At 56.2% G+C, this 14,249-nt stretch carries 16 protein-coding genes; 5 read left to right on the plus strand and 11 right to left on the minus strand.

All coding sequences use genetic code 11. The annotated features are described in order from the left end of the window. Nucleotides 1-21: 21 nt before the first annotated feature. On the plus strand, nucleotides 22-1,242 hold the full coding sequence (gene mlc / locus AC0TN7_RS21610; RefSeq protein WP_024909131.1) for a sugar metabolism global transcriptional regulator Mlc: 1,221 nt from the start codon (nucleotides 22-24) through the stop codon (nucleotides 1,240-1,242). A gap of 130 nt (nucleotides 1,243-1,372) precedes the next feature. Beyond that, nucleotides 1,373-2,068 (plus strand): dethiobiotin synthase, encoded by a 696-nt coding sequence (gene bioD, locus AC0TN7_RS21615; RefSeq protein ID WP_024909130.1) that lies wholly within the window; start codon nucleotides 1,373-1,375, stop codon nucleotides 2,066-2,068. On the opposite strand, the gene clcB is transcribed toward bioD, so the two are convergent. The 6 genes from clcB to AC0TN7_RS21645 all read right to left on the minus strand — a co-directional run bounded on the left by clcB (nucleotide 2,003) and on the right by AC0TN7_RS21645 (nucleotide 8,071). Next, entirely contained in the window at nucleotides 2,003-3,313 is a 1,311-nt protein-coding gene (clcB, locus tag AC0TN7_RS21620; RefSeq protein WP_090417192.1) for a voltage-gated ClC-type chloride channel ClcB, read from the minus strand. The genes bioD and clcB overlap by 66 nt on opposite strands. A gap of 102 nt (nucleotides 3,314-3,415) precedes the next feature. Then, entirely contained in the window at nucleotides 3,416-4,564 is a 1,149-nt protein-coding gene (gene osmV / locus AC0TN7_RS21625; RefSeq protein WP_045353850.1) for an osmoprotectant ABC transporter ATP-binding protein OsmV, read from the minus strand. Then, nucleotides 4,564-5,211, minus strand: a complete 648-nt coding sequence (osmW, locus tag AC0TN7_RS21630; protein WP_023311514.1) for an osmoprotectant ABC transporter permease OsmW — start codon at nucleotides 5,209-5,211, stop codon at nucleotides 4,564-4,566. The genes osmV and osmW overlap by 1 nt, the downstream gene beginning before the upstream one ends. 8 nt (nucleotides 5,212-5,219) lie before the next feature. Next, nucleotides 5,220-6,119: an osmoprotectant ABC transporter substrate-binding protein OsmX gene (osmX, locus tag AC0TN7_RS21635; protein WP_024909127.1), complete on the minus strand. Its 900-nt coding sequence runs from the start codon at nucleotides 6,117-6,119 to the stop codon at nucleotides 5,220-5,222. An 18-nt stretch (nucleotides 6,120-6,137) separates the two neighbouring features. Further along, nucleotides 6,138-6,848: an osmoprotectant ABC transporter permease OsmY gene (gene osmY, locus AC0TN7_RS21640; protein ID WP_047061706.1), complete on the minus strand. Its 711-nt coding sequence runs from the start codon at nucleotides 6,846-6,848 to the stop codon at nucleotides 6,138-6,140. A gap of 275 nt (nucleotides 6,849-7,123) precedes the next feature. Next, nucleotides 7,124-8,071, minus strand: a complete 948-nt coding sequence (locus AC0TN7_RS21645; RefSeq protein WP_473702431.1) for an NAD-dependent epimerase/dehydratase family protein — start codon at nucleotides 8,069-8,071, stop codon at nucleotides 7,124-7,126. 92 nt (nucleotides 8,072-8,163) lie between these two features. On the opposite strand from AC0TN7_RS21645, the gene AC0TN7_RS21650 reads away from it, so the two are divergent. Further along, on the plus strand, nucleotides 8,164-8,613 hold the full coding sequence (locus AC0TN7_RS21650; RefSeq protein ID WP_024909124.1) for a MerR family transcriptional regulator: 450 nt from the start codon (nucleotides 8,164-8,166) through the stop codon (nucleotides 8,611-8,613). Here the strand turns inward: AC0TN7_RS21650 and AC0TN7_RS21655 are convergent. Next, nucleotides 8,563-9,300 carry a YoaK family protein gene (locus AC0TN7_RS21655; RefSeq protein ID WP_473702432.1) on the minus strand — a complete coding sequence of 246 codons (738 nt, stop codon included), beginning with the start codon at nucleotides 9,298-9,300 and terminating at the stop codon, nucleotides 8,563-8,565. The genes AC0TN7_RS21650 and AC0TN7_RS21655 overlap by 51 nt on opposite strands. A 155-nt stretch (nucleotides 9,301-9,455) precedes the next feature. Next, a complete protein-coding gene (locus AC0TN7_RS21660) occupies nucleotides 9,456-10,079 on the minus strand; it encodes a glutathione S-transferase family protein (RefSeq protein ID WP_473702433.1) in 624 nt (207 codons plus the stop codon). Between the two features lie 428 nt (nucleotides 10,080-10,507). On the opposite strand from AC0TN7_RS21660, the gene AC0TN7_RS21665 reads away from it, so the two are divergent. Next, the gene (locus AC0TN7_RS21665; protein ID WP_417927296.1) at nucleotides 10,508-10,963 is read left to right on the plus strand and encodes a hypothetical protein; all 456 of its coding nucleotides are present in this window, start codon (nucleotides 10,508-10,510) and stop codon (nucleotides 10,961-10,963) included. 44 nt (nucleotides 10,964-11,007) lie between these two features. On the opposite strand, the gene AC0TN7_RS21670 is transcribed toward AC0TN7_RS21665, so the two are convergent. Together AC0TN7_RS21670 and AC0TN7_RS21675 are read right to left on the minus strand one after the other, a co-directional pair. After that, a complete protein-coding gene (locus AC0TN7_RS21670; protein ID WP_148243011.1) occupies nucleotides 11,008-11,418 on the minus strand; it encodes a YybH family protein in 411 nt (136 codons plus the stop codon). A gap of 258 nt (nucleotides 11,419-11,676) precedes the next feature. After that, nucleotides 11,677-12,108: a VOC family protein gene (locus tag AC0TN7_RS21675; RefSeq protein WP_267216576.1), complete on the minus strand. Its 432-nt coding sequence runs from the start codon at nucleotides 12,106-12,108 to the stop codon at nucleotides 11,677-11,679. A gap of 133 nt (nucleotides 12,109-12,241) precedes the next feature. Between AC0TN7_RS21675 and AC0TN7_RS21680 the strand changes: the two genes are divergently transcribed. After that, nucleotides 12,242-12,802: a TetR/AcrR family transcriptional regulator gene (locus tag AC0TN7_RS21680; protein ID WP_473702434.1), complete on the plus strand. Its 561-nt coding sequence runs from the start codon at nucleotides 12,242-12,244 to the stop codon at nucleotides 12,800-12,802. 54 nt (nucleotides 12,803-12,856) lie between these two features. On the opposite strand, the gene asd is transcribed toward AC0TN7_RS21680, so the two are convergent. Then, nucleotides 12,857-13,975, minus strand: a complete 1,119-nt coding sequence (asd, locus tag AC0TN7_RS21685; protein ID WP_473702435.1) for an aspartate-semialdehyde dehydrogenase — start codon at nucleotides 13,973-13,975, stop codon at nucleotides 12,857-12,859. Nucleotides 13,976-14,249 lie beyond the last annotated feature (274 nt).

Raw genomic sequence — 14,249 nt, forward strand, 5'->3', positions numbered from 1 at the left:
TCGAAAATAAGGGAGTACGAGGTGGTTGCTGATAGTCAGCCAGGGCATATCGATCAGATTAAGCAGACCAACGCTGGCGCGGTGTATCGCCTGATTGATCAGCTTGGTCCGGTTTCGCGTATCGATCTTTCGCGCCTGGCACAACTGGCACCTGCCAGTATCACCAAGATTGTCCGCGAGATGCTGGAAGCGCACCTGGTTCAGGAGACGGAAATTCAGGAGCCGGGCAGCCGTGGCCGTCCGGCAGTCGGGCTGGTGGTTGAGACGGAAGCCTGGCACTACCTGTCGCTGCGCATCAGCCGGGGGGAAATCTTCCTTGCGCTGCGCGACCTGAGCAGCAAGCTGGTGGTGGAAGACCGCCTTGAACTGCCGCTCAACGCGGAGGAACCGCTCCTCGACGCGATTGTCTCGCACATCGATCGCTTCTTTATTCGCCATCAGCAGCGGCTTGAACGCTTAACGGCGATTGCCATCACCATGCCGGGCATTATTGATACCGAAAATGGTATTGTTCACCGCATGCCGTTTTACGACGATGTCAAAGAGATGCCGCTGGGCGAAGTGCTGAAAAACCATACCGGCGTACCGGTCTATATTCAGCATGACATCAGCGCCTGGACGATGGCGGAGGCGCTGTTTGGCGCTTCCCGCGGCGCGCGGGATGTGATTCAGGTGGTCATCGACCATAACGTCGGGGCGGGGGTGATTACCGACGGACGTCTTCTCCACGCCGGAAGCAGCAGCCTGGTGGAAATTGGCCACACCCAGGTCGACCCGTACGGTAAGCGCTGCTACTGCGGCAACCACGGCTGTCTGGAGACCATTGCCAGCGTGGAAAGCGTGCTGGAGCTGGCGCAGGTCAGGCTCAGCCAGTCCATGAGCTCCTCGCTGCACGGACAACCCCTTACGGTGGATTCTCTCTGCGCCGCCGCGCGCCAGGGCGATCTGCTGGCGAAGGACATCATTACCGGGGTGGGGAATAACGTTGGCCGCATTCTGGCGATAATGGTGAACCTCTTCAACCCGCAAAAAATCCTCATTGGCTCACCGCTCAGCCAGGCGGCGGAGATCCTCTTCCCGGCGATTACGGCCTGTATTCAGCAGCAGTCGCTTCCCGCCTACAGCCGGAACATTGCGGTAGAAAGCACCCAGTTTTCCAACCAGGGTACGATGGCTGGCGCGGCGCTGGTCAAAGATGCCATGTATAACGGCTCGCTGTTGATCCGCCTGTTACAGGGTTAACTCTTTTCCGCAGATGTAAGAAAAATTGCGCTATCTCAAGCCGGGTAGCGCATGCATCCCGTAGACTTCCTCCACTGAATTATTTACCTGGTTTATATTTTCGAAGCATACCCAAGAGGTGGAGTGAGTCATGCTTAAGCGTTTCTTTGTTACTGGTACAGATACCTCTGTCGGCAAGACCGTCGTATCCCGCGCATTGCTGCAGGCGCTGGCAGCAAGCGGTAAACGCGTGGCAGGGTACAAACCGGTCGCAAAAGGGAGTAAAGAGACGCCAGAGGGATTGCGCAATAAAGACGCCCTGGTGCTGCAAAGCGTCTCGTCACTGGAGTTGCCCTATCACGCGGTCAATCCCATTGCGTTAAGCGAAGAGGAGAGCAGCGTAGCGCACAGCGGCCTGATTAATTATCCCCTGTTGTCCGACGGCCTGGCGAACCTGAGTGAGAAGGTTGACCACGTGGTTGTTGAAGGGACGGGCGGCTGGCGCAGCCTGATGAATGATTTGCGCCCGCTGTCTGAATGGGTTGTGCAGGAGCAGCTTCCGGTGGTGATGGTGGTGGGTATCCAGGAAGGGTGCATCAACCACGCGCTGCTGACGGCGCAGGCGATTGCCAATGACGGCCTGCCGTTGGTTGGCTGGGTAGCAAACCGCATCAACCCGGGCCTGGCGCACTACGCGGAGATCATCGACGTGCTGAGCACCAAACTGCCCGGACCGCTGGTGGGCGAGCTGCCTTATCTGCCACGCGCCGAGCAGCGCGAGCTAGCGCAGTACATCGATCTCTCTGCCCTCGGTGGCGTGTTGACCGTAGACAGAGTCGTGGCGTAACGTCCGCGACAATACGGACGCCAGCACGCAGGCGACCAGCAGGCCGGGCAGTAAAAAATACTGTCCGGTCATTTCACAGACCATCAGCGCCGACATAATGGGCGCGTGCGTGGTTGCGGCAAGTAGGGTTGCCATTCCTGCCAGCCCCAGCAGAATCGCCGTTTCAGAACCCGGCAGCCACAGCGCGAACAGCTGCGCGAACAGCATGCCTGTCGCCATGCCGACAAACAGCGTCGGCGTGAACACCCCGCCCGGCGCGCCCGACCCGCTGCTCGCCAGTACCGCCAGCAGTTTACAGATAAAGACGCCCGCAATGACCGACAGCAGCGGCGGCGCGAGCAGAAAAGCCTGCACCACGCTGTAGCCGTTCCCCCACACCTTCGGCGTCAGAAGAGACAGCAGCCCGACGATAGCACCGCCTAGCGCTAATTGCCACGGCGGGGAAAGCTTGAGGCGCAGGAAAAGACCGTGGCTGAACGCCATCAGCCACATCAGCAGCGGCCCGCAGAGACCCGCCACCAGCCCCATCGCGACCAGCAGGGCATAATCGGTAGCGGTGAGGATACCGCTCAGATGGACCGCGTAGAGCGTGCCGGTACCCGGCGCCAGAAGCTGCGTGGTGAGAAGCGCCACCACCGCCGCGATAACCACGGGCCCGAGCGAGGCCAGCATCAGGGTGCCAAACAGAATCTCAGCGATGAACAGGCTTCCGGCTAAGGGAGCATGGTAGGCGCTGGCCATCCCGGCGGCGGCACCGCAGGCTATCCATAATTTCCACTCGGATTTGGGCGTAAAGCGCCGGGCGAAAAGGGAGGCGGCGAGGGCGGCAAGCAGGATCATCGCCCCTTCACGCCCGATGGCGCTTCCGCTGGCGACGACCAGCAGCGAGGCAAGGGATTTCACCAGGCTGGCGCCGTAATCAAACTGACCGTCGCCGGTCTCCAGCGCTTCCATATAATCGGTAGGGGCATGAGGCCGCTGGGCGGTCAGCCGTTGCCATCCCCAGAGTAACAGTCCCGCAGCCAGCCCGCCCAGCGCGGGCGTCAGCGCGCGCCGCCAGGGCGAGAGCGACGCGGCGGCATTCACCAGGCTGCCGCTGTCGTTGCTGAGAAGCAGCCACTCCAGCAGGTACATGCTGTGGCGGAACACCGCAACGGCCAGCGCGGCCAGCACGCCGGTGACGGTGGCAATCAGCAGTCGGCGAAACATCGCGCGGATGTCGGGGTACGTATGAAGACGTTGCATGAGTCGCGAGTCAACGGGAAAGATACAATATTGTGGCGGCAAATCGTGGGGTTAGCAAAAGGTATGCGTGCGGAAAAGCCGGGCAATGCCCGGCCTGAAAGGTTAACTGTCGCTATGAATATTCAGCGCCCGGCGCGTACGCCCTGAACTCAGGTACTCGGCAATATAGTCCTGTGAAATCTCACCGTTGTAGCGCCCGTCCTCATCCACGATCGGCATCCAGCTGGTGTTGCTCTCATACAGGCGTGACAGCACCACGCGCAGGTTGTCTTCCGCTTTGCCGGTCATGCGGAACGGATGCAGGATGTCGGCGCAGGTCCCGCTGGCGTTACGCGCTTCGCGACGCTTCACAAAGCCCAGCGGCTTGCCGTGCTCGTCAACTACGGTAATCGCGCGAATATCATTATCATCCATGGTCGCAAAGGCTTCAGGGAGCGGCGTAGAGCCCCGCACCGTAATGGTCGGCTGCTGGTCGGTGACGTCGCCCGCCGAGACCAGCAGCAGGCGCTTCAGCGTGCGGTCCTGACCGACAAACGAGCCGACAAACTCGTTCGCCGGTTTCGCCAGCAGTTCATCCGGGCTGGCGCACTGCACGATTTTCCCCTGACGGAACACCGCAATACGGTCGCCGAGCTTGAGGGCTTCGTCGATATCGTGGCTGACCAGCATGACGGTTTTCTTAAGCTTGCGCTGCATCTCCAGGAACTGGTTCTGGATCACCTCGCGGTTGATCGGGTCCACCGCGCCGAAAGGTTCATCCATCAGCAGTACCGGAGGATCCGCCGCCAGGGCGCGGATCACGCCGATACGCTGCTGCTGGCCCCCGGACATCTCGCGCGGGTAGCGATTCAGGAACTTATGCGGATCCAGCGCCACCATATCCATCAGCTCTTCGGCGCGGGTTTTACAGCGCGCTTTATCCCAACCCAGCATGCGCGGCACGACGGTAATGTTCTCTTCGATGGTCATGTTCGGGAACAGGCCAATCTGCTGGATCACGTAGCCGATGTTGCGGCGCAGGGTGACGGTGTCCATCCCGCTGGTGTCTTCACCGTTGATCAGGATCGTCCCGCTGCTTGGGGTAATGAGGCGGTTAATCATCTTCAGGGTTGTGGTCTTCCCGCAGCCGGACGGGCCGAGCAGGACGCACATTTCCCCTTCGGGCACGTTGAGGTTGACGTTGTCCACGGCCTTAAAGGTCTGGCCGTGCTTCTGTGAAAAGTGTTTGGTGAGGTTTTCCAGTTTTATCATTATCGAATCCCCTTTGGAGTCAGAACCACCTGCAGACGGTGCAGCAGCCAGTCGAGCACAATCGCTAAAAGACAAATCATCAGCGCGCCCGCAATCAACATGCGAATATCGCTTCCGCCGATGCCGTTGAGCAGCAGCAGGCCCAGACCGCCCGCGCCGATCACCGCGGCAATCGCCATCACGCCGATGTTCATCACCACGGCGGTGCGGATCCCGCCGAAAATCACCGGCAGCGCCATCGGGATTTCGACCCAGCGCAGGCGCTGCCAGAAGGTCATGCCGATACCGCGTCCGGCTTCACGCAGGCCCGGCGGCAGGCTGTCGAGCGCCGTATGGGTGTTACGCACAATCGGCAGCAGCGAGTAGAGAAACACCGCCGTGATCGCGGGCAGGGCACCAATCCCCTGACCGATCAGCGAAAACAGCGGGATCATCAGGCCAAACAGGGCGATAGACGGAATGGTCAGCACGATGGTGGCTATCCCCAGCACCGGCGTTGCCAGCCACCTGTGGCGGACAATCAGAATGCCCAGCGGTACGCCGATGATGATGGCTAAGCCTACGGCCAGCGCCACCAGCCACAGATGCTGCAGCGTCAGGGTTAACAGGTAATCCCAGTTGTCCAGAATGTAGTGAATCGTCTCCATACCGCCTCCTACAGCAGCTGTTTGCTACGCAGGAAATCGCGGGCGACCTGCTGCGGTGACTGATGGTCGATATCCACCTTTTTGTTCAGCTCGGTGATAACGTCGTTGTTGAGCTGGGCCGAGAGGGTGTTGAGCGCCTCTTCCAGGCCGGGGTTGGCCTCCAGCGTGTCCTTACGCACCACCGGGGTGACCGCATAGCTTGGGAAGAAGCCTTTATCGTCTTCCAGCACCTTGAGGTCGAAGCCCTTCACGCGACCATCGGTGGTATAAATCAGCCCGGCGTCAACGAAGCCGTCGCGCACGGCGTTATAGACCAGGCCGGGGTCCATCTGACGGATCTGCGGGCGGTCCAGCTCCATCTTATAGGCCGCCTGAAGTGGCTTCATGCCGTCGCTGCGCCCGGCAAACTCCAGGTCTAAGCCCAGCAGCCAGTTCTTATCCGGGTTGGTTTTACGGATCTGCTCAATCTTCGCCACCATCTCCGACATGGTGTTGATGTGTTCCGCCTCGGCGCGCTTGCGCTGCATGGCGAAAGCGTAGGTATTGTTCATGTCGGCGGGTTTGAGCCAGACCAGACCGTGCTTCGCGTCCAGGCGTTTTACCGTCTCGTAAGACTCCTGCGGCGACATGCGCTTGTTGATGTGGTTAAAGATGATCAGCGACGTGCCGGTGTACTCCCAGGTCATATCAATCTGCTTGTTGATCATCGCGTTACGGGAAATCACCGTGGCAATGTTGGTTTGCGGCTGCACCTGGAATCCTTTCTTTTGCAGGTACTGCACGGTCATCGCCGAGAGAATATGCTGCTCGGTAAAGCTCTTGGTCGCCAGAATCAGCGGGGCCGCCATCGCCTGGCTGGTGAACAGCGCCGCGGCACACAGCGCCGTCAGGCCGGAAAACAGTCTCATAAAAGCTCCTTGTTATTGTTATCGAGCGAGATGGGGACTCATCACGCGACCCAGCGCCGCCAGCAGGGTATCGAGGATCAGGGCGAACAGGGCGGTGGCCGCCGCGCCGAGGATCAGGGTCGGGAAATCGTTCAGATAAATGCCGGGGAAAATCAGCTCGCCGTAGCTGCTGGCGCCAATCAGGAAGGCCAGCGGCGCGGTACCGACGTTAATGGCGGTGGCGATGCGGATCCCTGAGAGCATGACCGGCCAGGCGGCTGGCAGCTCAACCTGACGCAGACGCTGCCATTTGGTCATCCCGATGCCGTTTGCCGCTTCCAGCAGCGACGGCGGGACCGAGCACAGCCCGGCATAGGTGTTACGCACGATCGGCAGCAGCGAGGCGAGGAACAGGGCGATGATGGCGGGCGTATCGCCAATGCCAATCACCACCATCGCCAGCGCCAGAACGGCCAACGGCGGCAGCGTGTTGCCGACGTTGAAGATTTGCATCACATATTCGGCGATACCCCGCGCGGCCGGGCGGCTCAGCAGAATACCGGCTGGAATACCCACCAGCAGGGCAAAAAACATGGAGGAGAAAACCAGAATCATGTGCTGTTGCCCGAGATAGACCAGGTCAACCTGGCGCGCCTTTATCGTCTCCATCCCGATCCCCCAGACGAGGAGGGCGAGGACCACGATAATGGCGCCGACAAACAGCAGCGAACGTTTGAGTAATGGGTGCATTGCGGTGTGTCTCCCTGTGCGCATGCGTTATAGCAACCACCGGTTGCCTGTTGTTATGCCATGTTTCGGCAGGGGTATTTCACCTATAGCAAGCGTTTGGGAAGGGTTCCAGCGAAGGGGTAGAATCAGTAACCCTATGAAAACAGTGACAACCTCGGGTTAAGCCTTATGGCATAAGGGCTGATTGAGGAAGAGGCAGAATAGTCCTAAAGACGAGAAGTGAAAGTGACGTTGTCACGAGTAATGGCCGCACCTCTGTCGGTGCGGCAGTGCATTTACGCTGTTTTGTGCGCTTTTGATCTCCATTTCTGCCAGATGTTTTCAAGACCGTGCCGGTATGAAGTGACGGGAAAGTCGGGAAAATGCCGCTTAAACTTCGTCGAATCAAACAGGTTATCAACGTCGTATCTGGGCAACAGCTCCCGCATTTCGCGCGCGCCCTGCGAAAACAGCGCCGTCGCGGCGAAGGCCAGCTCGCCCAGCACGGCGTAGTCCGCCTTCTGGCCGAAGATATCGCAGGCGAGGGTAACAAACTGTTGATACGTCAGCCTTTCATCACAGCAGGGCAAGTGCCACGTCTGCCCGTAGGCCTCAGGCGTATTGCCCAGCAGGGCGAGCGCGCGACTGGCATCCGGCGTCCAGATGAGGGTGCGAAGCGTATCGTCACGTACCGGAACTCGCGGGCGTTTGTGCTGCTTCAGCCTGTCGATAATGAGCGTATTCGTGAAGCTCTGCGTTCTCTCAGGCCCGTAAAACTCCGGGGCCCGACCGATGAGGACGGGAATGTCGCCCCGCTGCATTTCGGCAAGCACCCGGTTGGCCATCAGCGCACGCACGTTGCCTTTCCGCCCCCGGGGCGCAAAGCGCGTCTCTTCAGTTTGTGGCACGTCGCTCTGGGGGTACATGTAAGTATTGTCAAAATAGACGAATCTTGCGCCAGCCTTTCGCGTGGCCTCCAGGGCATTGTCCAGCATGGTTGGGAACTGACGCTCCCACAGCGCGGAATCAGGCGGCAGACCGGCGGTAAAATAGACCGTGTCGCTGCCTTTAACCGCCTCCTGCGTCTGCTGCGCATCCAGAAGATTGGCCGCAACCGTGATATCGCTGGCGTGGACTTTCTGCGGATGGCGGCTGACCAGCCTGATATCGTCGGTATAGGCGCGTTTTAATTCGCGGGTCAGTTCACGGGCGATTTGCCCGCTGGCACCCAGAATAGTTTGCATATGAGCTCCCTGATGAAATGACGATCCGGTTGACCGTATAAAAAGTTTAAGCTTAAAGTTAACTTTAAGGTCAAGGCGTAAGAGCAGATGAAATGAAAATTGGCGAGCTGTCGAAAATGACGGGTATTTCCCCGTCGCGTATTCGGTTTTATGAGGCGGAAGGTTTACTGCCGCGCCCTGTCAGGCAGGGGAACGGCTACCGGTCGTATTCTCAAGAGACGGCAGCGCTGCTGAACATCATCGACAGCGCGCAACGTACCGGGTTCTCACTCGAGCAAATACGCCGCTTTCTGCCGCAGCCGCAACAACGCTGGGATCATGAGGGACTGATCCAGTCCCTGAAGACGCGTATTGCCGAAATAGAAGCGATGCAAAAGCAGCTTGAGGAAAACCGCAGGGAATTGCTGACGCTGGTCGCGAGTATCACCAACCGGCCGGAGGGGATCTCCTGCGACGACAACATGCAGCGCCTGCTGGGGCAGCTGCAACGCTCAGACGGTAGCGCGAACCCGTCTAACCCGCGTCGAGACGGTGATAATTGAAACGATAGCGACTACGGCGAGCATCAGCCCAAGCGCTAGCATGGCGTTAAAGCCAATCCATCGGAAAAGCAGCAGCCCCGCGATACCGCCCGTAATAAACGAAAACAGGGTGGTTAAGTGGGTTTTCAGCTGACTTTTTTGCGCCGCCGTATCTTTGGAGTAATCCCTGCGCAGCATCGCCACCATTACGGAGGCCAGGGAAATCCCCGCGTCCGTTAGCGTGCCGGTAATGTGCGTCGATCTCACCCGTCCACCGGAAAGCTGCGTAGAAGTGGAATTATGAATGCCCATCAGGCCGCACAGGAAAAGAATAATCTCGCGGTTGCTGGTGAGGGCATGAAAATACATCTCGTAGAAGGAGACGCCGGTCAGCAATATCCCCTCGACAAACAGGATCTGGCAAAAAACCAGCCTGACGTTATGGATAATGCCCCATATTACAATCATGCGGGCAAGAATGGCGCCTGCGACAAAGGAGAGAATAATCGAGCCGAAAAAAATGATATCGCTCAGGTCAGTGGAAGAGACTTCGCTGGATAACTGTGAGGTGTTGCCGGTCATGTGTGAGGGGAAAAAACCGAATGCCCCGAGGGCGATGGCATTCAGCAAACTTGCCGAGGTCGCCAGCCAGAGAGCAAGCCGGCGATCCTCCTTATGCGTTCGTTCTTTCTTGAGTCTAATCAGCAAGAATACCTCCGGGTTGAGCTTTGCCTGAATAGTCAGGCTAGCAAAGCGGTGCAACGGGCTGTCCAGGATATAGCTTAATTATTATTCCCTCTGACGGCTTTCAGGGTTAAGTAATTAAATAAAATATCCTTGCTCAAGCCAGGGGCGTGAAGACTTTACACCATGCCGTTATTGCCGTGACGCAAAAACGCCGGGCGCTGGTTAAGACGCTCGAACCAGGCCTCAATGGCGGGCACGTCTGGCTTATCAAACGGCGTCATCTTCCAGCGATTCACCGACAGCCCAAGCACCACGTCCGCGAGGGTAAACGTCTCGCCTGCCGCAAAGGCGCCGGTGCGCTGCAGCTGGTTTTCCAGAATGGTGATGCAGTAGTTCCACTCTTTTATTCCCGCCGCAATTCGCTCAGGGTCGTTAAAGTCCGGGTTTTTACGCCCCAGCGCCGGGAAGACATAGCGCCAGGCGTTATTGAATTCGGTTGCCTGCCAGTCCATCCAGCGCTCAACGTTGGCGCAGGCCTGCGGTTCTGCGGGCAGCAGATCGTGACGTCCGGCCTTGCGCGCCAGATAACGGCAAATGGAATTGGACTCCCACAGCACGAAATCGTCATCGATCAGCACCGGCACCATGGCGTTGGGGTTCAGGGCGCGGAAGGCATCCGTTTCCGTTGAGGCAAAACCGCTGCCGTAATCTTCCTGTTGATACGCGAGGCCTGCTTCTTCGCAGGTCCAGAGTACTTTACGCACGTTGATGGAGGTGGTTTTGCCGAGGATGGTGATCATTGCGCAGGTGTCCTTTAGATGAATGAATTGTCTAAAAACAATACACCAGTTGCTCGGGGAAGGTTGGGGCAAAATTTGGTGGGGCGTGCTCTGTCTGGCCCCGGTAAACGTTTCTGGAAGGCGCCTCGCAAACCGCAAAGTAACCTTGTGAAATTCAGTGTTATGTCTTTTCCTCAACGGGTCGCGGTCGTAAAGTGCCTGCGTTGCGGCACATCCGCAATCGGGCGTAGGAACCCGTCAGCCATATAGTGACATTACGTATGTCGCAGCAGTGCCGATCTCGTTACAATAACGGTGGCGCTGGCGGAGCAGCCGTAAGGCTGGCCGTTTTTCTATATGGGCGGTATTCCTACCTCTGTCAGCGCTACCCCCCGAGCGTAGGAACTCACTGGGTGGTTAAATGAATTGCATATAGAAGGATGCCTTGTATGGCTACTATCCCAACCCTGACTTATCTTCCATCTGACGAAAACGTCATTCTGCAACTTATCTCCCGGCCGCTTCCGGCTGATGCCGATCTGTTTGTCGTCGCCGACAACTGCGCCGCGCTGGTGAGCGTGCTGGTCGAAATCGATGATGTCGCGAGCCACACTGCGCTGTGCGAGCGTCTCCTTCAGACCCTGCGCAAGCTGCGTGAGCTCTGCGATGCCGATCTTCCTCCATACCTGATTGAACAGTTGATCATGGGTGAGAAAATCAACTCCTGCGTGCCGGACTGCTGGCAGGACACCCTGACTCAGGTGGACTACGTTCTGGCGCTGACACAGGCGGTGATGGGGGGAACGCTGCCCGCTCACGTAGCGAAGGAACTGACAGGCCTGCTGCACGATATGGTGTGGCTGCTGGCTGAGTTTGTGAAGGAACCGCGCATCACTACACATTAAGGGCGCAGGCGTGGAGGGGCGGCAGCGCCCCTTTGAAAGTGTGATTAACGCGATCGGTTCCCGGTATCCAGAAGCGACGTACCGTAAGAGTTGTCGATGGTACAAAGCCAGCGACCGTCGCTTTCCTGTCGAAAAACATAGGTCGCGCGGCGCGACATTTCTGTTATTCCACCCTGGCCATCAGGAAAACGCAGAACGGTTTCCATGATAACGAGGGCATTACCGCCACCTTCGATCACCTGCATCTCCCCTTGTTCGACGATCAATTGGTCCTGGAAATAATCAGAGATGGCAATAAACGCGCTGCGGATGTTCTCTTTGCCTTTAACCGTCATGCCTGGCTTGACCACCAGAGCCGCATCGTCGGCGTAGTACTCCATCAGGGCGTCATAGTTTTTGGTGGTGATGGCGTGGTCACAGGATTCGATTATCTGGCGTAGCGGATGTGGGGTCATGCGCGTTTCCTCGTTGTAGTGGGTAACGCGTATTAACATAACAGTCTGGTGTGTTTGTATAGCTACCAGGTTTTATGGCGGGGTGTTGTGGGAAAGTTGAGGGGGGAGATAACGTTAGGTCTGCTGTGAACGAACAGCGGACATCATTTCCGATGGTTGATAACGCAAAGCAGCCTGCTGTAACTTCCACCAGGCTGCGGTGAACAACGGCGCCAATAAGCTGGTGCGCCAGTATTATTATAAAACCCAGACGATATGTCAGACAGGCTTATCGTCACAGTGGCTGGTATAGAAACTCACGCCATTGCCATCAGGGTCCAGCATTGAGAAGTAATAATGTCCATACAGCGAACCTTCTGCAATTTCCAAAGGGGAATACCCTTTTTCAATCAATCCGGTTCGATAATTCTCAAGATCTGATCTGGAATGACCCGCGATCATCAGATCAATTTTTTCGGAAATAAAATCAGAGCGCTGGCCGACACGGCTGTCGTGAAGCGTATCAGTCATTGGATCGTCTTTTGCCGCTAACAATAAATGTGTGCCGCCGCGTAGTTCGATGATTGCCATTCCTGGAAATTTGTCGAATCCGCGAAGACCTAACCCCTGATAAAAATCGTAACTCGACTCAATATTTTTCACTTTCATGACAAAGTGTGCGATGGCTGCAGATGGTAAACACTCTTCCATTTCATTGCCTTATATGTGTTTAGTGGTGGAAAGTTACAGGAGCGATCTTGTCGTACCAGGATCGCAGTGCTAATCTGACTGGCCAGTCGAAAACATTATGCGACTGATCAGTCGAAAAAGACAAGGGGAAGTTGTGACGCGTAAAAAAGAGATCGACAGAGAGCACGTTTTGGATGCTGCCGAAAGCATCATTCTTGAGTCTGGAGGGCGGATATTTACGCTGGATGCCGTTGCGGAACGTGCTGGCATCAGTAAAGGCGGCCTTGTGTATACCTTTTCATCAAAGGATGGCCTGATATACGCCGTGCTTGAGCGAGAAGTGAAGCGTTTCCAGCAGGCAGTCAGCCAGCGTCTTACTGATACCGCCGCAGGGCCACGGGAATTAATTCTTGCGCACATCGAGGAAGCGCTGGAGGAGGAGGATGCTGTAACACAGATGGCGGCGTTTCTTATCACGGCTCTCGTGCATGCGCCAGGTATGCTGGAACCCGTTCGCAACCTGTATCGCTCACTCCTCGAACCACTACGCGAGGCTGGAGAGGAGATGGCCGATGTCAGGCACGCGTTTCTCGCTGTAGAAGGCATATTCCTGCTACGCGGACTGGGGCTCGCTGATATCCCGGTAGACGAAATAAAATCGGTATTGCGTCACGCGCGTGAAATGATTTTGGCGGCGTTGGCACGAACCCGCTGAGGCAATACAATAAAAGCACCTGTTCAGTAGATGCTTTTATTCAGAAAATATGTCTTAGATTTTGCCCAGCAGAATATTCAACATGCGGCGCAAGGGCTCCGCCGCGCCCCACAATAGCTGATCGCCAACCGTCAGAACCGAATATATTGGATCGTTGTTAAGTGACATCTTCTTGTAACGGCCAATACCAACCTGAAGCGAACCGCTGATATAAGCCGGGGTCAATTTACTGACGCTTTCAACCTTGTTATTGGGCACATAGTTAACCCAGGGATGAGAATGCGTCACTAACGCTGCGAATTCTTCTTCGCTGACGTCACGCCTGAGCTTCAGGGTGATTGCGGCGCTGTGGCAGCGTATCACGCCAACACGAATACACAATCCATTTACCGGGATCGCACCAGGAGACAAACCAAGAATTTTGTTTGTTTCGGCTTCACCTTTCCACTCTTCACGGCTATTACCATCCCCCAAATCGCTGTCAATCCACGGTATAATACTGCCCATTAAAGGTGCGCCGAAATTCTGTATCGGCATGTCAGCACTGTTAATTAACGCACTGACTTTATTGACTAAAGGCAGCACTGAACCTGATGATGCCAGTTCATCAGAGGACAAATGCTTACTGATCCAGGCACTTTGAACAATTAATTCCCTGACATATTGCGCCCCCGCACCTGATGCAGACTGATAGGTCATAACGCTCATCCATTCGATCAGGTCAGCCTTAATCAACCCAGCCAGCCCCATAAGACTCAGCGTGATGGAACAGTTGCCACCGACAAAAAGTTTAATTCCCTCTTTAACGGCACGATCAATCGTGGGGCGATTGACGGGGTCGAGAATAATGCAGGCTTTCTCATCCATCCGTAGTGCTGAGGCCGCGTCAATCCAGTAGCCTTGCCAGCCACGATTAATCAAAGCAGGATAGATTGCTTTTGTGTAATCACCGCCCTGACAGGTAATGATGATATCCATTACGGCCAGGTCACTGATGGAATTAGCATCTTTGAGTGTGTAGCTGACGCCGCCAATGACTGGACCGGCGGCCCCGGGGCTTGAAGTACTGTAAAAATGCGCTGAGATATCGTCGAAGTCGTTCTCTTCGACCATTCTCTGTAATAAAACAGAACCGACCATTCCTCGCCAACCAACAATACCAACCTGCTTCATTTGTTTAGCCTTATCAACGTTACAAGAATGTTAATTTCCGCATCAGGTTATATCTCATCCCAGGAAGAAGATCACTACGGACTGCAGCTAATTCCTTAATTATTAAAATGTTTCATAAGACATCAGTGATATTTATACCTGATAAAACCATCAGTTTAAAAACGATCGCAGGCATGACGTGCAATGACTGTCATTGAAGAATGAAAGAGCAATTATTAAGAAGGGAATCTCTGGCAAAGGGGGAGCCCGGAATTGGCTGCCGGGCCTGGTGAAT

This window comes from Enterobacter sp. PL_is511, from assembly GCF_055816065.1.